The sequence below is a fragment of the Nocardia sp. NPDC004573 genome (assembly GCF_053602135.1).
Map to the genome: position 1 here is coordinate 70484 of NZ_JBSGDA010000012.1, position 23884 is coordinate 94367.

The 23884-nt window shown below is 71.1% G+C and carries 21 protein-coding genes; 8 read left to right on the forward strand and 13 right to left on the reverse strand.

The window, feature by feature from the left end:
* Positions 1-106: 106 nt before the first annotated feature.
* From ACWEKR_RS20070 to ACWEKR_RS20130, 13 genes are all read right to left on the reverse strand, one after another.
* Entirely contained in the window at positions 107-1468 is a 1362-nt protein-coding gene (locus ACWEKR_RS20070; protein WP_452355756.1) for a ComEA family DNA-binding protein, read from the reverse strand.
* Positions 1469-1835: 367 nt separating this feature from the next.
* Entirely contained in the window at positions 1836-2309 is a 474-nt protein-coding gene (locus ACWEKR_RS20075) for a GNAT family N-acetyltransferase (RefSeq protein WP_452355757.1), read from the reverse strand.
* An 82-nt stretch (positions 2310-2391) separates the two neighbouring features.
* Entirely contained in the window at positions 2392-3234 is an 843-nt protein-coding gene (locus ACWEKR_RS20080) for a DegV family protein (protein ID WP_452355758.1), read from the reverse strand.
* Positions 3235-3237: 3 nt separating this feature from the next.
* The gene (gene octT / locus ACWEKR_RS20085) at positions 3238-3933 is read right to left on the reverse strand and encodes a diglucosylglycerate octanoyltransferase (RefSeq protein WP_195087283.1); all 696 of its coding nucleotides are present in this window, start codon (positions 3931-3933) and stop codon (positions 3238-3240) included.
* A gap of 499 nt (positions 3934-4432) precedes the next feature.
* Positions 4433-5092 (reverse strand): histidine phosphatase family protein, encoded by a 660-nt coding sequence (locus ACWEKR_RS20090; protein ID WP_452355759.1) that lies wholly within the window; start codon positions 5090-5092, stop codon positions 4433-4435.
* Positions 5089-5502 (reverse strand): ribosome silencing factor, encoded by a 414-nt coding sequence (gene rsfS, locus ACWEKR_RS20095; protein ID WP_159845241.1) that lies wholly within the window; start codon positions 5500-5502, stop codon positions 5089-5091. Before rsfS ends, ACWEKR_RS20090 begins: the two co-directional genes overlap by 4 nt.
* A gap of 100 nt (positions 5503-5602) precedes the next feature.
* Positions 5603-6244, reverse strand: a complete 642-nt coding sequence (gene nadD / locus ACWEKR_RS20100) for a nicotinate-nucleotide adenylyltransferase (protein WP_195087094.1) — start codon at positions 6242-6244, stop codon at positions 5603-5605.
* 114 nt (positions 6245-6358) lie between these two features.
* Positions 6359-8320: a hypothetical protein gene (locus ACWEKR_RS20105; protein ID WP_452355760.1), complete on the reverse strand. Its 1962-nt coding sequence runs from the start codon at positions 8318-8320 to the stop codon at positions 6359-6361.
* 2 nt (positions 8321-8322) lie between these two features.
* Positions 8323-10173: an HSP90 family protein gene (locus ACWEKR_RS20110; RefSeq protein WP_452355761.1), complete on the reverse strand. Its 1851-nt coding sequence runs from the start codon at positions 10171-10173 to the stop codon at positions 8323-8325.
* A gap of 54 nt (positions 10174-10227) precedes the next feature.
* Positions 10228-10569 (reverse strand): MmcQ/YjbR family DNA-binding protein, encoded by a 342-nt coding sequence (locus ACWEKR_RS20115; RefSeq protein WP_452355762.1) that lies wholly within the window; start codon positions 10567-10569, stop codon positions 10228-10230.
* Positions 10570-10579: 10 nt separating this feature from the next.
* Positions 10580-12007, reverse strand: a complete 1428-nt coding sequence (locus ACWEKR_RS20120; RefSeq protein ID WP_452355763.1) for a vWA domain-containing protein — start codon at positions 12005-12007, stop codon at positions 10580-10582.
* Positions 12008-12010: 3 nt separating this feature from the next.
* Positions 12011-12892 (reverse strand): AAA family ATPase, encoded by an 882-nt coding sequence (locus tag ACWEKR_RS20125; RefSeq protein ID WP_159845261.1) that lies wholly within the window; start codon positions 12890-12892, stop codon positions 12011-12013.
* Between the two features lie 90 nt (positions 12893-12982).
* On the reverse strand, positions 12983-14248 hold the full coding sequence (locus ACWEKR_RS20130) for a glutamate-5-semialdehyde dehydrogenase (RefSeq protein WP_452355764.1): 1266 nt from the start codon (positions 14246-14248) through the stop codon (positions 12983-12985).
* Positions 14249-14348: 100 nt separating this feature from the next.
* Between ACWEKR_RS20130 and ACWEKR_RS20135 the strand changes: the two genes are divergently transcribed.
* The 8 genes from ACWEKR_RS20135 to ACWEKR_RS20170 all read left to right on the forward strand — a co-directional run bounded on the left by ACWEKR_RS20135 (position 14349) and on the right by ACWEKR_RS20170 (position 23763).
* On the forward strand, positions 14349-15227 hold the full coding sequence (locus ACWEKR_RS20135; protein ID WP_452355765.1) for a ribokinase: 879 nt from the start codon (positions 14349-14351) through the stop codon (positions 15225-15227).
* A 19-nt stretch (positions 15228-15246) separates the two neighbouring features.
* The gene (locus tag ACWEKR_RS20140) at positions 15247-16614 is read left to right on the forward strand and encodes a glutamine synthetase (protein ID WP_452355766.1); all 1368 of its coding nucleotides are present in this window, start codon (positions 15247-15249) and stop codon (positions 16612-16614) included.
* Between the two features lies 1 nt (position 16615).
* A complete protein-coding gene (locus ACWEKR_RS20145; protein ID WP_452355767.1) occupies positions 16616-17695 on the forward strand; it encodes an amidohydrolase family protein in 1080 nt (359 codons plus the stop codon).
* Between the two features lie 90 nt (positions 17696-17785).
* Entirely contained in the window at positions 17786-19009 is a 1224-nt protein-coding gene (locus ACWEKR_RS20150; protein ID WP_452355768.1) for an RtcB family protein, read from the forward strand.
* A gap of 242 nt (positions 19010-19251) precedes the next feature.
* Positions 19252-20184, forward strand: a complete 933-nt coding sequence (locus ACWEKR_RS20155) for an alpha/beta fold hydrolase (RefSeq protein ID WP_452355769.1) — start codon at positions 19252-19254, stop codon at positions 20182-20184.
* 132 nt (positions 20185-20316) lie between these two features.
* Positions 20317-20796 carry a hypothetical protein gene (locus tag ACWEKR_RS20160; protein ID WP_452355770.1) on the forward strand — a complete coding sequence of 160 codons (480 nt, stop codon included), beginning with the start codon at positions 20317-20319 and terminating at the stop codon, positions 20794-20796.
* A 131-nt stretch (positions 20797-20927) separates the two neighbouring features.
* Positions 20928-23051 (forward strand): DEAD/DEAH box helicase, encoded by a 2124-nt coding sequence (locus ACWEKR_RS20165; protein ID WP_452355771.1) that lies wholly within the window; start codon positions 20928-20930, stop codon positions 23049-23051.
* A gap of 496 nt (positions 23052-23547) precedes the next feature.
* Positions 23548-23763: a hypothetical protein gene (locus tag ACWEKR_RS20170; protein ID WP_281874928.1), complete on the forward strand. Its 216-nt coding sequence runs from the start codon at positions 23548-23550 to the stop codon at positions 23761-23763.
* Positions 23764-23884 lie beyond the last annotated feature (121 nt).

A 23884-nucleotide genomic window follows, 5' to 3' on the forward strand; every position in this document is an offset into this window, starting at 1 on the left:
GCCGAAGCGACCTCCTGCCGGCCTCGGATGCCTTCGGTGCTCGGACCGGTCGGCGACTTCGGGCGAGATCCGCCCCGTCGGCGAGATTCCGTCGATCCCCCGGCGGTCATACCCGCACCAGATCGCGCAACCGGGCCAGGCGGGCCGGACCGATGCCGTCGACTTCGCCGAGTTGCTCGACCGACGTGAAGCGGCCGTTGGTCGTCCGCCAGCCGACTATGGCGCGCGCGGTGACAGGCCCGACACCGGGAAGCGCGTCGAGTTCGGATTCGGAGGCCGTATTCAAATCGATCCGGCCCGCCGGGCTCGATGGACGGCTCGGTGCGGCGGCCGACCCCGAGGAGGGACGCCCGCCCGCGCCGATCGTGCTGCTGCCCTGCTGCGGCGCGCCGGAACTCGGCGCGACCGGCCCCACCAGCACCTGATCGCCATCCGACAACCGCTGGGCCAGATTCAGGCCGGTGGTGTCCGCACCCGCGCTCGGGCCGCCCGCCGCGGCGAGCGCGTCCGCGACACGGGAACCTTCGGGCAAGCGGACCAAACCGGTGCGCTGGACCAAACCGACCACACTGATCACCAATTCGGCCGTCGGCGGGCCGGGCTCGGTACGCCTTGGTGATTCCCTGACCGCGCCCACCGGTGCGGGAGAGCCGGGTGTCGCCGCGACGGCGGCTTGCCCGATCGCCGGCGGCACCGGGCGAGCGATCGGGCGCTCACGGAAAGCCATTACCCCGGCGACGACCATCGCGGCGATCCCGACCAGCGCGAGGGCGCGCACTCCGCGACGGCCCGCGTCCAGCCGGATGCCCCGGAACCGTTCGGGTACAAGCCGACGCCGCCAGTGCGGTCCGGCCGTCGGCGCCTCCAGCCAGCCTGGAGAGCGGATGCGACCGACATCGTCATCGGCTTCCCGATCGGGCGCCGGAGCGCCGGACAGCCGCAGCAGATCCCACTTCCCGGTACCGCCCGAACTCTCGTCCGGCAGCGGGGCACGCTGGTGCGCAGCGCCATCGGCGACGCCACCGGAGTGTGCCGAGTCGTGCCCGTCTGCGTCCTGCTCGGACCCCGCCGCGCGGGAAGCCGCCGCACCGACGTCCCGAGCCACCGAGCGCCCCTTTCCGGCTACTGGACCGAAGCCGTCGACACGCGTCGCGCGACTCGTCTTCGATCCGGGATCCACCGCGCTTTCGGTAGCGAGCGGCGGGAGCACCGCCATGCCCGATCGTCCCCGGCGTTGGTCGGCGGCCGTTGCGCGGGCAGATTTCGTGCGGCGCGCACTGTCCCGCTGGTCGGCGCTGCGCGGGGGCTCGCCGCGCGGAGAACGCGCCGTCGCCCAGCCGGACGGCCCGCGCTCTGCGTCCGGCTCCGCCGCCCCGATGCCCGCACCGGCCGTTCTGCTCGCGCCGACCCGGGCGGTCAGCTCTCCCAATCGCCGTCGTACCCGCTCGCGTTCGTCCTGTCGTGACATGGCGGCGACGGTAGTGCCGCCGACCGGCGAGAAAATCGGTCCGACCAGCCGATTCGATGAGCCTGTTGAGCACACCCGGACTGTGCACAACTCGCTGTCGACCGGTCGGAGTCGTCATCCCGACGCGCCGTCGACTACGCATACGAGCCTTCCCCGCTCGACGCCCGCCCGAACGGTCGCACTCGACCTAACCGCGATGGATGTCACCGATTTCCGACCGGCCGTGACGACCAACCGAGACATCGGGACAGCGAATCCGTCCGTGCCCCCGACGCGGTGACGGCAGGACAACGCTCATCCCGGCGCTCGCCTGAGCAACCGAACGACGACGCCGCAACCCGACCGCAGGCGGAAGGAAGCAATTCGGCTAGCCCAAATCCTTGGCGAAGCAATTCGACAAGGGAAGCACCTCGTACGGCGAGAAAATCGGGATCCGATGGTAGCCACTACGTTCGTAGAAGCGTACGGCTTCCGGTTGCAGGTGACCGGTCTGCAGGATCACCCGAGGGCGCCCGGCCGCCCGGGCGGCATCCTCTGCTGCGGTGAGCAACAACCCCGCAGCGCCGGAACCGCGATGCGCTGGGCGGACGAACATCCGCTTGACCTCGAGCTCCTCCGCGTTCCACCGCAACGCGGCGTGGCCGACCGGACCGTCGGAGTACGCCACGAAGGTGCTGTGCACGGTGGCCGGGTCGACCGCATTCGGGTTCGTGGGCAACTGTCTGGCCAGATGGGCGTAACGCGGCCCGACCTCGGCGGCCATCTCGTCACGCAATGTCACCGCGTCCGGATGCTCCCAGTCCACCGCGGTCACAGTGAGCGGCGGGCGCACAGAACTCATCCCCCGACGCTAGCCGGACCGCCGGTGCCGCACGAGCAATCGGATCACCGAGATCATTGCCCGACCCGCCGTTCGGAAACGCTCAGTGACACCCGCCCGGGACGACCAGCACGCCCAGCGCTCCCACGCCGAGATGCACCGCCAGCGCGGGCCCGAATTCGGCGACGATGAGTTCTCGGATGCCGGGGACGAGTTCGCGCAGCTGGCCCGCGATGGTGTGGGCGGCGTCCTCGGCGCCGAGGTGTTGCACGGCAAGCGCGGCGCCGTCCTCGCCCGCCGCGTCGACCGCCGCGGCGACGAGTTTCGCGTACGCCTTGGAGCGTGTCCTGACCTTCTCGCGCAGTTCCAGCCGTCCTTCGACGATGTGCAGCAGCGGCTTGGTGACCAGCTCGCTGCCGAAGAACGTCGCCGCCGAAGACAGCCTGCCGCCGCGGCGCAGCTGCTCGGTGCGATTGACCAGGATGAACGTGCGGGCCCGCGCGGCGGCGGCGACCGCCGCGTCGTAGACCACATCCAGCGGCGCCCCGGCCTTGGCCCGCCGCGCCGCAGCCAGCGTGGGCAGCCCGGTGGCCAGCCCGGCGCCCAGCGAGTCGACCAGGCGAACCCGGTCGGCGGCGTCCATATCGCGTACGGCCTGCCGACCGGCCTCCCACGTTCCGGACAGCCGACGCGAGAGGTGCACCGCGACAACGCCATCGCCCCCGCTGCGTTCCCAAGCCCGCTCGTACACCGCGCGCAGCTCGCCGGGCGAGGCGGCCGAGGTGGTCACGGTGTCAGACGCGTAGTCGATCTCGACCGGATCGACGCCTTCCCGCATCGCCCGGTCACCGACCAGGACGTGCAGCGGGACGACGGCGATATCCAGCTCGTCGAGGTGTTCGGCAGGGAGGCTGGCGGACGAATCGGTGACGACCACGACTGCCACGGACTACCGAACCTCCTGCAAGGTCTTGACCATCGCGTTGGCCACCGCCGTATGACCGTCCCAGCCCCAATGGATGCCGTCCGGGTTGGCTTCGCCGGAGAAGATGTTGTCGCGCACCGCTTCACCCAGGTCGACCAGCGGCACCGAAGTGCGGCCCGACCAGGCGCGTAGCGCCTCCACCGCCCGTGGCCGCCCGGAATGCACGCGACCGTAGGCCTCGCAGTTGTGCACCGAGGGCAGCACCGCGACGACCGGCAGGTCGGGACGCAACTGCGCCAGCGCGGTGCGGCACTGTTCCAGGTAGTCGACGCTCACCTTCGGCGGAAGCGCCACGGGCCTGCCGAGTTTCGACAGCTTGGGCTGCAGCCAGTTGTAGGTGGCGCGGACGACGCGGCGCAGCGCGGGCGGGCGCACATAGCGGATCAGTTCGCGCAGCGCGGTCGGCAGCGGGGAGGGCAGCGTGTCCATGCCGCCGACGGCGAAGACCACCGCGCCTGCGCGCGGCACCGCCGCCCACACCCGGGGATCGCCGATCAGCGCCCAATAGGCGTCGCGGCAGGTCCAGCCGATCCGGGCGACCAGTTCTACATCCCAATCCAGCTCGGCGGCAACGAGATTCGGCCAGATACGCGGATGGTCGGCGGGCAGCCCGCCCTTGGGTCCGAAGTAGGACAGGGAATCGGCGATCACCAGCAGCACCGGGCGCGCGGCTTCCCGCGTTTCGGCGGGCTCGTCGGCGGTCGCGGATGCCGAAACAGTAGTGGCGGACTCGTCCACTGCTGAGGCAGCCGATGCACCGAACGCTGCCGCAGATTCATCCGCCACTGCGCCAACCGATCCACCGAGCCCGGCCGCAGAAACCTCCGCAGCTGCGGCAGCCGATGCACCGAGCGCTTCCACCGATTCGGCGATCGGCTCCGGTGCGTCGTTCCCGGTACCGACGGACGAGGTGTCACCACCGGCGTTCCCCGGCGCCTCCGCCGCGGTGACGATGTCGCCGGATCCGTCGTCCTCCGCGTCGGCTTCGTCGGCGGACTCGGATCCGCCGGTTTCCACGGCCGGGCCCGAAGCTCCTTCGGACGTAGCCTCGGGTTCGCGGGGAGCCGGTGGCGGGCCGAACAGGGCGTCCGGCAACTGCCGTTCGGGCTTCGCCGACACCTTACGGAACAATTCGTCCGGGACCGATCTGATCGGCTCTTCAGAGGACATCCGGTGCTACCTTCGCCGCTGCGTTCCACACATCCAGACGCCAACCGGGCTGTTCGATGCTCGGGCCGTGACTGCTGAGCTGCACCCAGCTGGTATTGGCGAGTCCTCCGAGGATGGGCCAGTTCTGTGGCGGCAGGTCGAGCAGCGCGGCCGTGAGGGCGGCGATCAGCCCGCCGTGCGCCACCAGGATGATAGTCCGGCCCGGCCAGTCCTGTCGCTCGACCAGCAACTCCCGCACCACCGGCAGCGACCGCGCCCCGACCTCGAGTTTGCTCTCGCCGTTGGGCGGGGTGTAGCGCGCGTCCAGCCGCCACGCCATGCGCGCGCCCGGATAGTCGGCGTCGACCTCCAGATGGGTCAATCCCTCCCAGTCACCGAGATTGGTCTCCCGCAACCGGACGTCGGGCACGACGGTGAGCCCGGTGTGCTCGGCCAGCGCTGTCGCGGTGTCGAAGGCCCGCCGCAGGTCCGAGGAGTGGATCGCGATGGCATTGCGCGAAACCAGTTCCCGCGCCGCTTCTTTGGCCTGTCGGCGACCGAGTTCGGTGAGATCGGTGTCGATCTGGCCTTGCATCCGGTCGGTGGCGTTCCATTCGGTTTGCCCGTGGCGCAACAGGATCAGGGTGCGCACGCCGGCATATCTGCTCACGATCGCGCCTCGTCCTCCGTCGCCGCGGCGCGCGTCTCCGGCGCGGCCCCGGTGAGGCCGGCGACCGGCACGACGGGGCAGTCCTTCCACAACCGTTCCAGCGCATAGAAATTGCGCTCGTCGTTGTGCTGGATGTGCACGACGACGTCGACGTAGTCCAGCAGCGCCCAGCGGCCTTCGCGGGTGCCCTCGCGCCGGACCGGCTTGTGCCCGGCCGCGCGGAGCTTCTCCTCGACGTTGTCGACGATGGCGTTGACCTGACGCTCGTTGGGCGCGGACGCGATCACGAAGCAGTCGGTGATCACCAGTTGCTCGGAGACGTCGAGCACCACCACGTCGGACGCCAGCTTCTCGTCCGCGGCCAGCGCGGCGACCTGCGCGATCTCCACCGACTCCGTCGACGCGGTCATGCCTGCACCCCCATGGCGCTCGACTCCGGCTGGACCGCACTCGCGGCCTGGTCGAGGGTTCGCTCGCTCATCCCCGCACCTTCGCTGCGCTCGCTCACGCTCAGCTACCTTCCGCTGCTCCGGGCACATACAGGTGCCGCTTCGATATGTACTGCACCACGCCGTCGGGGACGAGGTACCACACCGGCCGGTTCTCGGCGGCGCGGCGACGGCATTCGCTCGACGAGATCGCCAGCGCGGGGACCTCGACCATGGTCACGGCATCCGCCGGGAGATCCCGTAGATGCTCCGCGAGATGGTCGATGTTCAGCTCGTACCCCGGACGGCTCACCCCGACGAACTTCGCCAAGTCGAACAGTTCCGCCCAATCCTGCCATGTCAGGATGCTGGCCAGCGCGTCCGCACCGGTGATGAAGTACAGCTCGGCGTCGGGATAGGTCGATTGCATCTCGCGCAGGGTGTCGACGGTGTAGGTCACCTTGCCGCGGTCGATGTCCGCGCGGCTCACCGAGAACCGGGGATTGGACGCGGTCGCGATGACGGTCATCAGGTACCGGTCCTCGGCCGGGCTGACCCGCTTGTGCGATTTCTGCCACGGCTGTCCGGTCGGGACGAAGATCACTTCGTCCAGGTCGAACCGGTGCGCGACCTCGCTGGCGGCGACCAGATGCCCGTGGTGGATGGGGTCGAACGTGCCGCCCATCACCCCGAGCTTGCGGCCGCGCCGACCTGTCTCGTGCATGACTGCCGAGCTTAACGGGTCGCGCGCGGCCCGCACGGGCCGGTCAGCGGGGCGGGCACCGAACTGGAGACACCCGCCCGCACTCCGGCCCGCCGCTGATCCGGCGCTACCGCGTCAGGCGCTGGTCTCGGTCACCCGGCCGATCCGCAGCATCCGGGCCAGTTGCTCGCGGGTGTGCGCGAGTTCCTCCGTCGCCTCGGCCGACTGCCCGGTCAGCGCGGCCAGGTCGGCGGTCAGTGTCCGCATCGAGGTGAGCCACGGTTCGGGATCGCCTCCGGGAGCAACCTGGAGCCAGGCCGCCGCCCGCACGCACCGCGCCCGCGCCGCCACCTCGCCCAGCCCCGCCCACAGTTCGGCGGCGCGATGGTAGGCCGCCACGGCCTCGTCGTCCTGCCCGCAATGTTCGAGTGCGCCGGCGGCCGAGCACGCCAGCTCGGCATGCAGCCGCGTCCGCTCCGGGTCGTGCTCGACCAGCCGTGCCGCCTCGAGGAACTGCCGGGCGGCCTCGCGGTGGCGGTTCAGCGCGCGCAAGGACCGGCCGAACTGCGCGCGCACCACCGCCAGCTCGCCGGAAGGATACGGCAGCGTCCCGCCGACGAGCGCCTGTTCGAACAGGGCGACGGCCTCGCCGTGGCGCTCGGCGCGGTGGAACGCGCGCGCGGCCACCACCGTGTGATGCAGCACGTCCGATTCGGACAACCCTTCCCAGCGTGCGGCGGCGCGCACCGCGGCGTCGGCCAGATCGAGCGCACGGTCCGGCTGGCTCGCGATGGCGATGACCAGTTGCGCGCCCAACCGGGCGGCCTCCTCCGGGTCCAGCACCGGTGTACCGAGCGCCAGCGCTTCCCGCAGACGCGCTTCCGCTTCCTCGGGCGCATCGGCGAGCCGGGCCGCGCCGAGTTCGGCGAGTCTGCGTACCTCCGCGCCCCGGTCGCCGGAGAAGTCGTCGGTGACCGGAGCGTTGTCCGGCGCCGTCCCGACTCGGGGCAGCCTGCTACGCACCCCGAGGGGTAGTCGGTCGAGCAGGGGTTCGGCGGCAAGCCGGGCGGCCGTGCGCAGGCTGACCGCGTTGCTGCCGTTGCGGGCGTCGTAGCGGGCACACAGCGCGCCGATCTCGGTTTCCAGCTGCGCGCGCACCGATTCCACCGTGCCGTCCGCCAGCGGAAGATCGCCCAGGCGCAGCGCGACCAGCCTGCGCAGCAGCACACACACGCCGGTCGCGAACGCCAGGCGCGCACCGGCGTCGGCGCCGGCATCGGCCAGCCAGCCGGCGTGCTCGGCGAGGATCTCCAGCCCGCGCGCCTCGTTGCCGGTCAGCGCGCAGAACTCCACGTGCAGCGCCACCGACGGGCGCAGGTCCTCGGTATGCCGGACCAGCGGATACCCGGTCAGGTGCGCGCCGCGCGCCGCCGCGGCGCGACCGGTGCGCACCAGCGGCAACAATGCCTCGGCCAGCACGCGGTGCGGTTCCTCCGCGCAGACCCGGTCGCCGTCGAGCACGGGCTTCCAGTGTGCGAGCGCGGCCTCGTCATCGCCGAGATATACGCTGGTCACGCCCCATTCGCTGCGCTCACAGGCGTCGCAGTCGGACATGCTGTCGCGGGCGGCGGCCCGCGCCTGCTCCAGCCATGCGGCGGCCGCCGCGGTGTCGCCGATCTTGCGCGCGAGTTCGGAGCGCAGGGCCTGCACCGGCCGCAGACTGTAGCCACGCTGCCGAAACCGCTTGTCCAGTTCGCCGAACCAGCGGTCGATCGTGGGCAACGGTATCGCCGGATTGTCGATCATCCCCCACGTCACCCACTTCAGGTACCAGTGCACCGAATGCGTCATGGAGCCCAGCTCGGCCGGGTGGTCGTCGTAGATGCGCAGCAATCGGCCGTAGGCCACCGGCGCCAGGTCGCGTTCCCCGGCGTAGGTGTACGACTGCGCCAGCTCCAGCAGCACCCGGCCTTCGAGCGCGCGATCCGCTCCGCTTTTCGCGGCCGCGGCCAAGGTCTCCAGTCGCTCGGTCCGCGTCCGGCCGTGTGGCAGGGCGTAGACCTGCGCCAGTGCCGTGGTGATCTCGGCGGCGTCCATGCTCACTCCGTCTCTTCGCCGCGTCCGGCGGCGCGTTGGGTGGCCCAGCCGAGGAATTCGCCGAAGGCGCGGTTGAGCAACGCGGTGTCGGCCGCGCTCAGCGGCCGGTGGGTCATCAGCAGCGCCTGGCCGTAGAGCGACTCCACCGCCGTCTTCAGGAAGGCCGGGTCGCCGATGCGGGCCAGCCTGCGCACGATCGGGCTGTGGTGGTTGAGCACGAGCTGGGCACGCGGCGCCGCGACCGCCAGTGCGCCGAGGATCTCGCTCCACAGTTCGTCGGCGTCCTCGGCGGTCTGCGCCCGCGCGCGTTCGTTGCGGGCGGCACGGCCGTCGAGGTAGAGCGCGGGCACGGTGACCGGGTGGAAGGCGCGCACGATCACATCGCACGCGAGCGGATCGAGCACGGTCCGCGCCAGCGCGAGCACCGGAGCCAGGGCCAGTTCCTCGCCCGGGTCGACCGGGTCGAGCGCCGCGGTGATCGCGTCGGTGTCCAGGTCCACCACCTCCACGCCGGGCAGCAGCCGAGGCAGCAGCGCGACCAGCTCACGGTCGTAGGCGTAGCCGCCGTTGACGACGCCGATCCCCTGCGCGGCGGCGGTGGCCGCCACCTGGCGGAACTCCTCGACCGTCGCGGTCACCCGCACGGTGCGGTGATTGCGGGCGAACTCGGTGAGCGGCACGCGCCCGTCGGTGGTCTCGAAATGCAGATGCGGCAGCATGATCCGCAGCAGGTCGGTCGAATGCCGGGCCAGGGCCTTCACCCCGAGCGCGTGCACGGACAGGAACGCCGCCAGCCGCTGCGGCTGCGCGGCGGCGATCTCGGTGAGCCAGTCCCGGATCCGATCGCCGAGCACCTCACGGACGACGGCGAGCCGCTCGTCCTCGTAGAGCCCCTCGCGCGAGGCCGTGGGCCGCAGCGTGTCGGTGTCGATCACACAGCGCACGAAGAACGCCCAGTCCGGCAGCACGCCCCGCACCGTGTCGCCCAGCAGCATCCCCTTCAGGTACACCCGATGCGCACTGCTGTCGGACGGGTTCCCGGGTTGGGACAGCACATAGGCCACCCCGCTGACCCCCGCCGCACCGGCATCGAGGTCTATCACGTCGAGCGGGGCGAAACCCAGCGTCCGGTGACCGTACTCGAGCAGGGCGACCCTGCGCTGTTCCGCCGACGGGTACGCGCGCCGCCAGACCGGCACACCCTCGGTGATCGTCGTCACGACGCCGTCCGACTCCACCGTCACCGCATAGGGCAGCAGGGACCCGAACTCGCGCGCCAAATCGGTCACCCGCTCCGGTCGGAACCACTCCCGGGCCCCGCCGCGCGGGCTGAGCCACACCGTGGTGCCCGGCTCCGCGTGGTCGTCCGGATCCAGCGGGCGCACCGCATAGGTGCCGTTGGCGCGAGCCAGCCATTCGACGGGCGGCGCGGCCGGATCGGTAGCCGAGCGGGTGACCACCCGGATGCTCTCGGCCACCGTGAAACAGGCCAGCAGCCCGATGCCGAACTGCCCGAGGAACTCCCGTCGGGCGCCTTCGATGTCGTCCCGCTTGGACGAGCGGCCGATGGTGGCGAGGAACCGGTGGACGTCACTCTCGGTGAGACCGATGCCGGGATCGCTGATCCGCACGCCGGCCTCGTCCACGGTGAGGCGAATGGCGGTGGGAGCCCGGGAATCGAGCCGGGTGCGCGCGGTGACCGCGTCGACGGCGTTCTGCAACAGCTCGCGCAGGTAGACCCGAGGACTCGAGTAGAGGTGATGAGAAAGCAGATCGACGATTCCGCGCAGGTCGACCTGGAACGAATAATTGTCGTGCACCGCCGCCGGACCCTGGGGCGTTGTGTTCACCATGGGCGCCGATCTTGTCGGCGCGCGCCAAAGGTTCGCTTAACGAACCCTTTTCAGTCACATGGTCGGGCGTTTGCTCTTCGGCAGCTTGCGCACGACGGCCTCGTACGAGAGGTCGACCAGCTCGCGGACTTCGTCGTCCGCAACGGCGCCGCCCAGCTGGACGACGTTCCAGCCGTACCGCCCGATGTAGGCGGAGGCCGCCACGTCGTCCGGGTACACCCGGACCAGCTCGTCGGCCTCCTCGCGAGTGCGTCCGCACTTCAGGCCGACCGACGTCGCCCCGAGGAAGGCGAAGATCTTGTCCCCCACCTTGGCGACGACGTCGCCTTCCCACGGCTCGTCCTGCCAGGCGCCCGGCTTGGACAGGCAATAACTCAGCAACGCGGCGTCGTCCATGCTCGTCTTCCTACACCGGCAGCAGCCGGGACACGACCGCGGTGAGCTGTCTGGCCGAGCGGCATTCGTGCATCTCGATCACGTCGCGATATCTGTCCGCGGCGGAATCGCCGGAACCCCATTGGTTGCGCGGTTCCGGGTTGAGCCAGTGCGCGTGTTTGGCGACCTCGACCAGCGACCGCAACGTGTTCAGTTCGGGATCGCGGTAGTTGGTGCGGGCGTCGCCGAGAATCAACAGCGAGCTGCGGCTGGTGACGGCATCCGGATAGTTCCGCGCGAATCCGGCCAGCGCGTTGCCGTAGTCGGAGTGCCCGTCCAGGCCGACGACGCTCGCCTCGCCGAAGATCCGGGCCATCGACCGATCCAGCTGGGTGTGCGGATCGAAGAACCTGGTCACCTCGTCGATCTGGTCGACGAACGCGAAGATGCGCACCCGGGAGAACTGTTCGCGCAGCGCGCTCACCAGCAACAGCGTGAAGTTGCTGAAGCCGGCCACCGACCCGGAGACGTCGCACAGCAGCACCAACTCGGGTCGCCCCGGCCGCGGTTTGCGGTTCACCAGATCGATGGGCACCCCGCCGGTGGACATGGACGCGCGCAACGTGCGGCGCAGATCGATGGCGCCGCGGCGCGCGTGCCTGCGTCGCGCCGCCAAGCGGGCGGCGAGGATCCGGGCCAACCGCTGGGTACTGCGCTTGAGTTCGGCGAGTTCGGCTTCGGAGGCGCGCAGGAAGTCGACCTCCTCGGCTTGGCGGGCGACGCCGTAGGTCGCGACGCGTTCCCGGCCGATCCGCTCGGCGACCCGCCGCCTGGTCTCGGCCTCGACGGTCGCGCGGAAACCGGTGATGCGCTGCCGAACGGTGCGGCGGGCGATCTCCGCGTGGAACTCGCTCGCGTCCGGTCCGAGGGCCATACCCGCGAGGATGCGCGCCAGTAGCGTCTGCGGCTGGACCTCCTTCAGCGCCTGATAGGACGAGAAGGACGGGCCGCGGGCGGACTGGTACTGGCCGAGTTGTTCGACCAGCTGCGCGGCCAGCGCCTCCAGCTGCGGCGTCGCCGACTCCTGCGCCAGCAGTTGCGCGAGCAGTTCGCGCAGCGCCGGGATGTCCACGTCACCCGTGGGCGTGTGCGGAATCTCGATCTCGTCCCGGACGGTGGCGCGTTCCCCGACGGCGACCGGGAACCACAGGTCGAACAGCCCGTCGAAGGTGGCGCGATGGGTGGTGCGCCGCAGCAGCGCACAGGCCAGCCCTTCGCGTAGGACCTCACGGTCCATCAGGTCGAGCACGGTCATCACCCGGCCCGCGTCCACCGTTTCCGACGGCCCGACCGGTATGCCGCGCGCCCGCAGCGCCTCGACGAATCCGACCAGATGCCCGGGGATACCGTGCGGCGCGCTCAGGGACGCGATCTCCGCGGGGACCGACCCGGTCGCCATGGCTCAGGCCAGCTTCAGTTCGGCCAGCGCGCGCTGGTGGTCGCTCTGGTGTTTGAGGACGACGCCGAGGGTGGCGCGCACCGTCGTGTCGTCCAGATCCCGCAAGCCCAGCGCCAGCAGGGTGCGGCCCCAGTCGATCGATTCCGCGACCGAGGGCAGCTTCTTCAGCTGCATGCCGCGCAGTACGTGCACGATCCGCACCAGCTGCGCGGCGACCGCCGCCGACAGCTCGGGCACCCGGCTGGCCAGGATGCGCCGCTCCAGCTCCTCGTCCGGGAAATCCAGGTGCAGGTACAGGCAGCGGCGCTTGAGCGCCTCGGACAGCTCGCGGGTGGCGTTCGAGGTGAGCACCACGAACGGTTTGCGGCTGGCAGTGATCGTGCCCAGCTCCGGCACCGTCACCGCGAAATCGCTGAGCACCTCGAGCAGCAAACCCTCGATCTCGACGTCGGCCTTGTCGGTCTCGTCGATCAGCAGCACGGTGGGATCGGCGCGCCGGATCGCGGTCAGCAGCGGGCGCGACAGCAGGAACTCCTCGGTGAAGACGTCGGCCTTCGTCTCTTCCCAGTCGTTCTCGCTGGAGGCCTGGATGCGCAGGATCTGCTTGGCGTGGTTCCACTCGTACAGCGCGCGGGCCTCGTCGACGCCCTCGTAGCACTGCAACCGCACCAGCTCCGCACCCGAGGTCTGCGCGACCGCGCGGGCGAGTTCGGTCTTGCCCACCCCCGCAGGCCCCTCGATCAGCAGCGGCTTACCGAGGCGATCGGCGAGGAACACCGAGGTGGCGGTGGCCTTGTCCGCCAGGTAGCCCGTGCTCGCCAACCGTTCGATCACGTCGTCCACCGACGCGAAGATCGGCTCCTGTACTGCGCTCTCCGACACCACCCGGCACCTTCCTTCCGAACCGTCCCCCACGCTACGGCAGCGCTGCGCCGACGCCGACTCGGCGTCGCCCGCGACCGCCGCGCACGTGGGTCAGACCGGCCGGATCTGTCCTTCGCCCCAGACGATCCACTTCGTGGAGGTCAGCTCCGGCAGCGCCATCGGACCGCGCGCATGCAGCTTCTGGGTGGAGATGCCGATCTCGGCGCCGAAGCCGAACTGCTCGCCGTCGGTGAACGCGGTGGAGGCGTTCACCATCACGGCGGCGGCATCGACCCGGCCGGTGAACTCGCGCGCGGCGGCGAGGTCGCCGGTGACGATGGCCTCGGTGTGGCCGGTGCCCCAGGTGTTGATGTGCTCGATGGCCGCGTCCAGGTCGTCGACCACCTTGAGCGCGATGTCCAGGGTGAGGTACTCCTCGCCCCAGTCGGCGTCGGTGGCCGGAACCTGGCCGGGCAGGTCACCGTGGATGGTGACGCCGGAGCGCTCCAGCGCCGCGGTCAGCCGGGGCAGCGCGGTCTCGGCGATCGCGGCGTCGATCAGGACGGTCTCGGCGGCATTGCACACGCTCGGACGACGGGTCTTGGCGTTGATCAGGATCCGCTCGGCCATCTCCAGATCGGCGGCGGCGTGCACGTAGACGTGGCAGTTGCCGGTGCCGGTCTCGATGGTGGGCACCCGCGCGTCGCGCACGACCGCGTTGATCAACCCGGCGCCACCGCGTGGAATGACCACGTCGACCAGGCCACGGGCCTGGATCAGATGGGTGACGCTGGAACGGTCCTCGCTCGGCAGCAACTGCACGGCATCGGCCGGGATGTCCTGCGCGGCAAGCGCTTCGCGCAGCACCGCGACGAGCGCGGCGTTCGACCGGGCCGCCGAGGACGAGCCGCGCAGCAGGGCGGCGTTACCGGACTTGAGCGCGAGCCCGAACGCGTCGACGGTGACGTTCGGCCGGGCCTCATACACCATGCCGACCACGCCGAGCGGCACGCGCACCTGCCGGATCTCCAAGCCGTTGGGCAGGGTCGAGCCGCGCACCACGACACCGACCGGGTCGGGCAGCCCGGCCACCTGACGCAGCCCCGAGGCGATGCCGTCGATGCGCGGCTCGGTCAGCCGCAGCCGGTCCAGCAGCGACTCCTCGATGCCCGCGGCCTGCGCCGCGGCGATGTCCTCGGCGTTGGCGGCCAGCACCCGGTCGGCGGCGGCCAGCAGCGCGTCGGCCGCGGCGTGCAGGGCGTCGTTCTTCTGCGCGGTCGTCAGCTGGGCGAGTGCCCGCGACGCGACCCTGGCCTTGCGGGCGGCCTCGTGCACCACCTCGCGGACATCCGGCTGGGTGGTCGTTCCTACCGTCATGGGTACAGCCTACGCACCGGGCACAACGCCGATTCCACCCGCTGTGACGGGCACTCACGACGCGTGCGCGACTCGCGCCGGGCGACTACCGTCCGGCGATATGACGGTCGAACCGGACGCTCCCGCGATCGTGGTGCTCGGCAGCATCAACATGGACTTGGTGACCACGACCGCACGCAGGCCGGTCCCCGGCGAGACGGTCCTCGGCAGCGGCTTCGCCATGGTGCCGGGCGGAAAGGGCGCCAATCAAGCCATCGCGGCGCAGCGGGCGGGGGGTGCGGTGCGCTTTCTCGGGGCGGTCGGCGACGACGTCTTCGCCGCCGAACTGCGCGGCGCGCTCACGGATGCGGCGGTGTCGGCCGACCGGCTGCGCACCGTCGCCGGGCCGAGCGGCATCGCCACGATCGTGGTGGACGACGACGGCGAGAACAGCATCATCGTGGTCGGGGGCGCCAACTCCCGGATGACCGAGCTGACCGACGACGATCTCGCGGCCATCGCGGCGGCCGATATCCTGGTGTGCCAGTTGGAGATTCCAGTCGAAACGGTCGCCGCCGCGGCGCGCCACGCACACGCCAACGACACGACGGTGCTGTTGAATCCCTCACCGGCGCGCCCCTTGCCCGCCGACCTGTGGACCGATGTCGATGTGGCCGTGGTGAATTCGGGCGAGGCGGAGCAACTGGGCGCGGACCTCGACGCCGTCGCGCACGTGGTCGTCACCCGTGGGGCGGCGGGCGCGGACTATCGCGGGCCGGGCGGCGCCCGCCTGTCCCGGCCGAGCCCGCGGGTGGACGTCGTCGACACCACCGGCGCGGGCGACGCCTTCACCGGTGCGCTGGCCGCCGCCTGGCATCGCGGCCCCGAGTGGGCGCTGACCTGGGCTTGTGCGGCAGGAGCACTGGCGACGACCCGGTTGGGCGCGAGCAGCTCGATTCCGGCACGCGAGGAGATCACCGCCGCTCTGGTCGCGGAGTAGCGGCGATATCGTGATGGGCATGGCTACGCCGGAGCGCATTCCCGCCGATAGCGACACCGCGCACATCCAAGGGCTGGACGCGTCCATGGTCGCGCTGAGCTTCGTGGACAACGCGGGTATCACGCGCGTGAAAGCCGTCCCGACGCAGCGGCTGGGCTCGGCGGCCAGGTACGGCGTCGGGGTGTCGCCGTGCTTCGAGACCTTCGCCTTCGACGACCTGATGGCGGTCGGGCGCTATCTCGGCGGCCCCGACGGCGATCTGCGGCTCATCCCGGATCTGTCCAGGCTGACCGAATTGGCCTGTCAGCCCGGCTGGGCGTGGGCGCCCACGGACAAATACACCCAGGACGGAAGCCGTTTCGTCGCCTGTCAGCGCCACTTCGCGGCCCGCCAGACCGCGGCGGCGCGGGCGGCGGGGCTGCGGTTGGCCATGGCCTTCGAGACCGAATGGGCGGTCGGGCGCGCCGACGACGTCGACGGCTTCACCCCGGCGATCGACGGCCCCGCCTACGGCCTGGTGCGGCTCGGGCAGGTCGCCGACTACGCCGCCGACCTGGTCGCGGCGCTGGAGCGGCAAGGGATCGCCGTCGCGCAATTCCACCCGGAATACGCGCTCGGGCAACTGGAACTGTCGGTCGAACCGTCCGAACCGGTCGCCGCCGCGGACGATGCCGTTCTGGTCCGGCACACGATCCGTCAGGTGAGCGCACGGCACGGCATGCGGGCGGTGCTGGCCCCGTGCATCGAGCCGGACGGCGCCGGGTCCGGTGCGCACCTGCACCTGTCGGTGACCGACGACGACGGCCCGCTGTTCGCGGGCGGCGACGGTCCGCACGGCATGCGACCGATCGGTGCGGCGTTCCTGGCGGGAGTGCTGCGGGAACTGCCCGCGCTGGTCGCGGTCGGCGCGGGCAATCCGGCGAGCTTCCTGCGGTTGGCGCCGTCGCGCTGGGCCGGGGTCTGGCAGTGCTGGGGACGCGAGACCAGAGAGGCCGCGTTGCGGTTCGTCACCGGGGTGCACGGCACCGAGGGGTGGGCGGCCAACGCCGAGATCAAGTGCTTCGACGCGACCGGCAATCCGTACCTGATCGTGGGGTCGGTCATCGCCGCCGGGCTCGCCGGTGTCGCAGAACGGTTACGTCTTCCGGCGGAGATCACCGGTGACCCCGCGAATTTCGACGCCGAAGCACGCATGATGGCGGATGTGCGCCGCCTCCCCACCACGCCGGCCGAAGCCGCCGACCACCTCGCCGCGTCCGAGGTGCTCGCCGACGCCATGGGCGTCGAACTGCACGACGCGCTGCTGACCGTGCGCCGCGCGGAAGCGCAGCGGTACGCCGGCTCGAGCGCCGAAGAACTCGTCGCCCTGACGCGCCGGCGGTTCTGACATGCTCACCGACGGTGTCCGGCTCACCGACCACCACTGCCACGGCGTGGACACCGCGAATCTGGACCGTCGCGGCTTCGAGCGCCTGCTCGGTGAGGGCGCTCACGGCAATTTCGATTCCGCGATCGGGCTCGCCGTGCGCCGCTGGTGCGCGCCCGCGCTCGACCTGCCCGCCCACGTCGGCCCGGATGTCTACCTCCGGCATCGGGCGAGCCTCGGCGGGCGCGAGGTCGCGGCGCGGCTGTTGCGCGCGACCGGGGTGACCCGATGGTGCCTGGACACCGGAATCGGGGGAGGCACGGCCGATTTCGCCGCCCTGGTGGAGGGCGACGTGCGCGAGGTGGTGCGGCTCGAAGCGGTGGCCGAGCGGGTCATCGCCCAGGTCGGCGCGGTGTCCGGGGTGTACGAGCACATCGAGGCGGAGGTGCGGGCGCGGGCCGCGGGCGCCGTCGGGCTCAAGACGATCGTCGCCTACCGGTGCGGTCTGGACTTCCCGCTGCGGGATCACCCGCCGACCAGTTTCGCGCCCGAACACCGGCTCACCGATCCGCAGTTCCTCGGCTGGCTGGTCGGGCTCGGCGCGCGGATCGGCGCCGAACTCGGTCTCCCCCTGCAATTCCACACCGGGTTCGGTGATCCGGATCTGCGCCTCCGGCACGGCGACCCGCTGCTGCTCACCGACTTCCTGCGCCGGACCGCGGGCACCGGCCTGTCGGTGATGCTGCTGCACTGCTGGCCGTTCCACCGCCACGCCGCCTATCTCGCGCACGTCTTCGACCACGTCCACCTCGATCTCGGCCTGACCATCCCCTACGTGGGACAGCGGGCCGGGGTCGTGCTCGCCGAGACGCTCGAACTCGCCCCGTTCCGTGCGCTGTGCTACTCCTCGGACGGCTACGGGCTGCCGGAACTGCACTACCTCGGCGCGCTGCTCTGGCGGCGCGGCCTCGGCAAGCTGATCGACGAGTGGATCGCCGACGACGCGATCACCACCGCCGACGCCGAAACGCTGGTCGGCGCCATCGCGCATGGAAACGCCGAGCGCGCCTACCGGGCGCGGTTCGAGACCGCCGTTCGCTGATCCACCATCCCGGTCGGTCGGATATTCGGGTGCGCCGGGTGCCGCCGGTCCCTACCGTTGATGTGGAAGACCAACGGAAGGATCGGAACCATGTTTCCCGTCGAGCTGCGCGGCACCCGGGCGCAGACGCTGATGTGGGCCCACGAGCACGAGGTCGAGCAGGCCGCGCTCCAGCAGCTGCGCAATATCGCCGCGCTGAAATGGGTCCACGGCGTCCGCGTGATGCCGGACGTGCACCTCGGCAAGGGGGCCACGGTCGGCTCGGTGATCGCGATGCGGGACGCGGTGTCGCCCGCCGCGGTGGGCGTGGACATCGGCTGCGGCATGGAGAGCGTGCGCACCGACCTCACCGCGGCGGATCTACCCGACAACCTGCGTTCGCTGCGGTCGCGCATCGAGGCAGCGGTGCCGGTGGGCTTCCAGGCACATCGCGACGCCGTCGACGTCATCCGGCTCGGCCACCAGGTCGCCGGGCTCGGCGCGAGCACCGCGACGCTGCGGGCGGGCTGGGACCGTTTCTGGGGGTCGTTCGGGGCGTTGGACGACCGGGTACAGTCTCGGGAGTCCAAGGCGCACAAGCAGATGGGCACGCTCGGCGGCGGAAACCACTTCATCGAGGTCTGCCTCGACCAGGACGACCACGTGTGGATCTTGCTGCACTCCGGCAGCCGCAACATCGGCAAGGAACTCGCCGAGCGGCACATGGCGATCGCGCGCGGGCTGCCGCACAACGTCGATCTGCCCGACCGCGACCTGGCGGTCTTCGTCTCCGGCACGCCGGAGATGGAGGCCTACCGGCGTGACCTCACCTGGGCGCAGGAGTACGCGGCGCGCAACCGCGCGGTGATGCTCGCCCTGGTCTGCCGCGCGGTCGCCGCCGAGTTCACCGAGCGCGGTGTGCGTTTCGAGCAGCCCATAAGCTGCCACCACAACTATGTGGCGGAGGAAGTCATCGACGGCGTGCCGATGCTGGTGACCAGGAAGGGCGCCGTGCGCGCGGGCGCAGGCGATCTCGCGCTGATCCCCGGCTCCATGGGTACCCGCTCCTATGTCGTGCGCGGCAAGGGCAATTCGGCGTCGTTCCAGTCCGCCTCGCACGGCGCGGGACGGCGGATGAGTCGCAACGCGGCCAAGAAGCAGTTCACCGTCGCCGATCTCATCGCCCAGACCGAGGGTGTGGAGTCACGCAAGGACGCGGGCGTGGTGGACGAGATCCCGGCCGCGTACAAGGACATCGACGAGGTCATCGAGGCGCAGCGCGACCTGGTCGATGTGGTCGCGACGCTGCGGCAGGTGCTCTGCGTCAAGGGCTGATCGGCGCATCCGACCGCGCGCCGGGCGATCCGCTCGCCCGGCGCGATGTCGCGGTCGGCGCGGCTGCGATGTGGCGCCGAACAGCTCCCACGGACACCGGTGCCTGCCCCCGAACACTCGGTCCTGGCAGGCCCGGCTCGGTTCCCGTGACGGTGACGGCGCCCGCTCGGTCGAGCGCCGGATTGGACGCACCCGTTCCCGGTGGTCTGGCTCTCCCGGCGGTTTCCTCGATACGATCGGATATGCCCTGGCGGCCCTCCTTCTTCGCGCCCGCTCCGGATTCCGACCCGGCGGCGGGCCCACCGGAGATTCCCGGCGTACGACGGTCGGAGGTGTCCGCCCGCGGTGTGCGTTTCCACGTCACCGAGGCGGGTCCGGCGGACGGACGCCCGGTGCTGGTGCTGCACGGCTGGCCCGAGCATCACTACGCCTACCGTCACCTGCTCGCCGACCCGCCGGACGGGTTGCGGATCATCGCCCCCGACCTGCCCGGCTACGGCTGGTCCGGCCCCGCTCCGCACCGATGGGCCAAGGACGACGTCGCCTCCGACGTGCTCGCATTGCTGGACGCGCTCGGACTCGACCGCGTCTTGCTGGTCGGCCACGACTGGGGCGGCTATATCGCGCACCTGCTGGTCCTGCGTGCACCGGAGCGATTCGATGCCCTGCTGGCGCTCAACATCGCCCACCCGTGGCAGACCCCGCGCCGATTTCTCCCGCACGCGTGGCGGTTCCTGCTCTATCAACCTGCCGTCGCCGCGTTCGGCGGGTACCTGCACCGGCGTACTCGCTTCCTGGAGCAACTCGTCTTCACCCGCGGCGTGCGCGATCGCGCGGCGTTCGGCCCGGAAGTGACCCGGGCCTACGCCGACCGTTTTCGCGACCCCGTCTGCGCCCGCACGGCGACCGACACCTACCGGACCTTCCTGCTGCGCGAAGTACCCCGGTCGGCCGGGCGCGGCGAACGACGCCGAGCGCAAGTGCCGATCCTGACCCTGTTCGGCGTCGAGGACGCGGCGATCCATCCGTCGCTCGCTTCCGCGGAGACCGCCCGCGCCGACGACTACCGGCTGGAGCTCGTCCCGGACTGCGGCCACTTCATCATCGAGGAGCGACCGGACCTGGTCCGCGTCCGCTTGGTCGAGCTGGCGGCGGCGACCGCGCGATCCAGCTGAGCACAGCCGCCGTGGAGGCGACGAGTCAGGCGCGGCGACCGCAGGCAAAGCTGACCTGTGCGTATGTGAAACTCGGGATCGAGCTGCGAGTCGGATACGGCCGCCGGTGACGACGGCATAGGAGAAACCTGCATGGTGCGCATCGGGGTCACCGGGCATACGAACGTCACGCCGACCACCGAGCCCTTGGTCTACACCGCGATCGGTGCACTTCTCGCCCCGTACGCAGCCGCGGAGCTGGTCGGCGTCAGCTGCCTCGCCCGTGGCGCCGACTCGGTGTTCGCCAAGGCGGTCCTTGACGCGGGCGGGCGGCTGGAAGTGGTGTTGCCGTCGCGGAACTACCGGGAGGCACAAGTGCGGCCCGACCACGTCGGCCTGTTCGACGAACTCGTCGAGCGCGCGACGGCGGTGCGGGTGATGGACTTCGACGAGGCGGGAAGCGAAGCCTACGAGGCGGCGAACGAGGCGATGCTGGCCTCGTCTGACCAGCTGATCGCGATATGGGACGGCGCGGCCGGGCAACGCGGCGGCACCGGATCGGTGGTCGCCCTCGCCCGGCAGCGGAACGTGCCGGTCGAGATCGTGTGGCCGGACGGCGCGGCACGCGGCTGACGCAGTCGGCGGCGGTCTGCGGCGGTCGGTCGGCGGTCGGCGGTCGGCGGTCGGCGGTCGGCGGTCGGCGGTCGGCGGTCGGCGGTCGGCCGCGACGTCACCTGTCGGTGTCGTCGGGCACGATGGAGCGCATGACCACGGCCACCGGCGCGTCTCCGATCGACCTCACGGCCCCCGACCTGCGCGAGCACGCCGAACAGCTGCTGCGCGAACTGGCCGGGGCGAACGCTCGGCTGCGCGAGGACCAGTGGACCGCGATCGAGGCGCTCGTCGTACGGCGGCGCCGGGCGCTGGTCGTGCAGCGCACCGGTTGGGGCAAGTCGGCGGTGTACTTCATCGCCGCCAAACTGTTGCGCCGGGCCGGGCGCGGGCCCACCGTGATCGTGTCGCCGCTGCTGGCGCTGATGCGCAACCAGGTGGCCGCGGCGCAGCGCGCGGGGGTGGTCGCGGCCACCATCAACTCGGGCAATGTCACCGAGTGGGACGAGATCCACGCCGGCGTCGCCGCGGGTGCGGTGGACGTGCTGCTGGTCAGTCCGGAGCGGTTGAACAACCCGGACTTCCGCGATCAGGTGCTGCCCCGGCTCGCCGCCGATGCCGGGCTGGTCGTGATCGACGAAGCGCACTGCGTCTCGGACTGGGGCCACGATTTCCGGCCCGATTACCGGCGCATCCGTACGCTGATCGCCGACCTCGGCTCGGACGTCCCGGTGCTCGCCACCACCGCGACCGCCAACGACCGGGTGGTCACCGATGTCGCCACCCAGATCGGCACCGACACCTTGGTGCTGCGCGGCACGCTGGATCGCGAGTCGCTGCACTTGTCGGTGGTCCGCTTCGACGACGCCGTGGAACGCACTGCCTGGCTCAGCGATCACCTGCGCCGGCTGCCCGGCTCAGGCATCGTCTACACGCTCACCGTCGCCGCCGCGCACGACCTGGCCGACGTGCTGACCGCGCACGGCCACACCGTCGCCGCCTACACCGGGCAGACCGACCCGGCCGAGCGCGAGGCGCTGGAGGCGGCGTTGCTGGACAACCAGGTCAAGGCGCTCATCGCCACCTCCGCGCTGGGCATGGGCTTCGACAAACCCGATCTGGGGTTCGTGGTGCACGTCGGTGCGCCGTCCTCCCCCATCGCCTACTACCAACAGGTGGGACGGGCCGGGCGCGGCACCGACCGGGCCGAGGTGATCCTGCTTCCCGGCCCCGAGGACGCGCGGATCTGGAGTTACTTCGCCTCGGTCGCCTTCCCACGCGAGCACATCGTGCGCGCGGTGCTCGACGCGCTGGACTCCGAGCGGGCGCTGTCCACCGCGGCGCTGGAGCCGTTGGTGGAGCTGAATCGCTCGCGGTTGGAGATGGTGCTGAAAGTGCTCGACGTGGACGGTGCGGTGCGCCGGGTGCGCGGCGGCTGGATCGCCACCGGCCGGCCGTGGACTTACGACACCGAGCGCTACGAGCGGCTGTCGATCGCCCGCGAGGCCGAACAGCAGGCCATGATCGACTACCAGTCGACCGCCGATTGCCGCATGGAATTCCTCCGTCGCCAGCTCGACGACCCGGGGCTGTCCGCCGCCGCGTCGGCTGCGCCCGGCTGCGGCCGTTGCGACAATTGCACCGGCAGCCGCCCGGACCGCACCGTCGCCGCCGACGCGGTCGCCGCGACCAAGGCCCGGCTCGACCGTCCCGGCATCGATCTCGCTCCGCGTAAGCAGTGGCCCACCGGCATGGCCAAACTCGGTGTCCCGTTGTCCGGCAAGATCATCGGTGGCGCCGAGACCGGCCGCGTCCTGGGCAGGCTGACCGACCTCGGCTGGGGGCAGCGCCTGCGGACGCTGCTCGACGGCCCGGACGACCCGGTGCCCGACGCGGTCTTCGACGCCTGCGTCGCCGTCCTGCGCGAATGGGATTGGGCCGCCCGTCCCACGTCGGTGCTCGCGCTGGAATCCCCGCGCCACCCCGTGCTCACCGCCACTCTCGCCGCCCGGCTCGCCGAAGTCGGTCACCTGCACGACCTCGGCACCCTGCGCACCCGCCCCGGCCGCCCGCCCGTCTCGGCGGCCAACTCCGCCCATCGCGTATCCGGACTGTTCGACTCCTGGGAGGTCCCCGACCTCACCCAGGTACAAGGCCCGATCCTGCTGGTGGACGCCATCACCGACACCGGCTGGACCTTCACCGTCGCCGCCCACGCCCTCCGAGCAGCCGGCGCCGACGCCATCCTGCCCTTCGCGCTGGCGACGCCGACTTAGCGACGAGGCCCGGCGGCCCCGAGCCGGTCGGCCACCTGCGCCAGCAGTCGATGACGATCGAAGGACCCGGGCCGGTTCCTCGACGCCGGGATAGCCCGGCGGCCCCAACCGTCCCGTATCGCGTATCGAGCTCGTGCGGGCCCGAGAAGTCAGCCGCTCCGACCCGCGAACCGTGCCCACAACTCGACGACAACGCACCAAGCCCGCCCGTTTCGAGCGAAGCGAGTCCGACCGTCCGACGCCGGCAGAGCACGTCGACTACGAACCACACCTCACCAGCTTCCATCGCGACATCTGCGGGTTCCGAACCACCGACGCCGGCCTACCCCGACTGAATTGACACCGAACGCTACGCCAGCGCACCCAGCCACGACCGATCCAGCTTGACCTGAACCAAAAAGACACCACCCGATTCGAGGGCAACACAATTCGGGTCATGCGTGGCGAGGGCCTGCCGATTAGGTTCGGCCGTCTAGCCGATACGCGAGGAGTTCGAATGTTCGCAGCACGTGGATTTGCCGCCGCCCTGGTCGGTGCCGCAACCCTGACCGGTGCCGGGGCGGCCGCCGCGGCGCCGTTGCCGCTCGAACCGCAATCGCCCGCACCGGCCGTGTCGGTCGCAGGAAGCTGTGGTGGTATCACCGATCCGTTCGTGGCGCTGGTCTGCGCGATCAGCAGCCTGTCCGGCGGAGGCGGCACGGCCGTTCGATGAGCAGCCGTGAAGTCGGCTCAGCCGCGCACGAACGGCGCCGAGTTCGGCAGTGACGCGTGCACTGCCGAACCAGCCGAGCGGAAGCTGAGCGCGCCTTAACGAAGCGCATCCTCGAGCCACC

Excerpts from the sequence above, each read along its gene's own strand:
- ACWEKR_RS20150 (WP_452355768.1), top strand. The coding sequence starts at position 17,786 with ATGTTTCCCGTCGAGCTGCGCGGCACCCGGGCGCAGACGCTGATGTGG.
- ACWEKR_RS20075 (WP_452355757.1), bottom strand. The coding sequence starts at position 2,309 with ATGAGTTCTGTGCGCCCGCCGCTCACTGTGACCGCGGTGGACTGGGAG.
- ACWEKR_RS20105 (WP_452355760.1), bottom strand. The coding sequence starts at position 8,320 with ATGGACGCCGCCGAGATCACCACGGCACTGGCGCAGGTCTACGCCCTG.
- ACWEKR_RS20155 (WP_452355769.1), top strand. The coding sequence starts at position 19,252 with ATGCCCTGGCGGCCCTCCTTCTTCGCGCCCGCTCCGGATTCCGACCCG.
- ACWEKR_RS20115 (WP_452355762.1), bottom strand. The coding sequence starts at position 10,569 with ATGGACGACGCCGCGTTGCTGAGTTATTGCCTGTCCAAGCCGGGCGCC.
- ACWEKR_RS20120 (WP_452355763.1), bottom strand. The coding sequence starts at position 12,007 with ATGGCGACCGGGTCGGTCCCCGCGGAGATCGCGTCCCTGAGCGCGCCG.
- ACWEKR_RS20170 (WP_281874928.1), top strand. The coding sequence starts at position 23,548 with ATGTTCGCAGCACGTGGATTTGCCGCCGCCCTGGTCGGTGCCGCAACC.
- ACWEKR_RS20070 (WP_452355756.1), bottom strand. The coding sequence starts at position 1,468 with ATGTCACGACAGGACGAACGCGAGCGGGTACGACGGCGATTGGGAGAG.
- rsfS (WP_159845241.1), bottom strand. The coding sequence starts at position 5,502 with ATGACCGCGTCGACGGAGTCGGTGGAGATCGCGCAGGTCGCCGCGCTG.
- ACWEKR_RS20145 (WP_452355767.1), top strand. The coding sequence starts at position 16,616 with ATGCTCACCGACGGTGTCCGGCTCACCGACCACCACTGCCACGGCGTG.
- nadD (WP_195087094.1), bottom strand. The coding sequence starts at position 6,244 with ATGCACGAGACAGGTCGGCGCGGCCGCAAGCTCGGGGTGATGGGCGGC.
- ACWEKR_RS20160 (WP_452355770.1), top strand. The coding sequence starts at position 20,317 with ATGGTGCGCATCGGGGTCACCGGGCATACGAACGTCACGCCGACCACC.
- ACWEKR_RS20140 (WP_452355766.1), top strand. The coding sequence starts at position 15,247 with ATGGCTACGCCGGAGCGCATTCCCGCCGATAGCGACACCGCGCACATC.
- ACWEKR_RS20165 (WP_452355771.1), top strand. The coding sequence starts at position 20,928 with ATGACCACGGCCACCGGCGCGTCTCCGATCGACCTCACGGCCCCCGAC.
- ACWEKR_RS20135 (WP_452355765.1), top strand. The coding sequence starts at position 14,349 with ATGACGGTCGAACCGGACGCTCCCGCGATCGTGGTGCTCGGCAGCATC.
- ACWEKR_RS20110 (WP_452355761.1), bottom strand. The coding sequence starts at position 10,173 with ATGGTGAACACAACGCCCCAGGGTCCGGCGGCGGTGCACGACAATTAT.
- ACWEKR_RS20130 (WP_452355764.1), bottom strand. The coding sequence starts at position 14,248 with ATGACGGTAGGAACGACCACCCAGCCGGATGTCCGCGAGGTGGTGCAC.